Source organism: Olavius algarvensis spirochete endosymbiont, assembly GCA_900608495.1.
Classification (GTDB): Bacteria; Spirochaetota; Spirochaetia; order DSM-2461; family DSM-2461; genus UBA2779.
The window spans coordinates 1-258 of the sequence record UWYT01000313.1; the positions used below are offsets into that span (position 1 = coordinate 1).

General features: G+C 58.1%; 1 protein-coding gene. It reads right to left on the reverse strand.

Going from position 1 to position 258, the window contains the following annotated elements:
- Positions 1-258: NHL domain-containing protein (locus S1OALGB6SA_RS09295; protein WP_442789594.1), on the reverse strand; the 258-nt coding region annotated here is incomplete at both ends.

Here is a 258-nt window from a genome sequence, read left to right on the forward strand (position 1 = left end):
GGCGGGGAGGTCAAACTGTGCCGTGTTGGCGGTTCCATTCGCAAAAGCCGCTGTGCCACTGCCGACAAAGGTACTTACCACCCCCGTCGGCGTGATTTTCCGGATGCGGTGGTTGTTACCATCTGCCACATAGACATTGCCTCTTGAGTCCACAACCACTCCGGTGGGGGTATTAAACTGTGCCGTGCTGCCGATGCCATTCACAAAATCCGCATCGCCACTGCCGGCAAGAGTGCTTACCACCCCCGCCGACGTGAT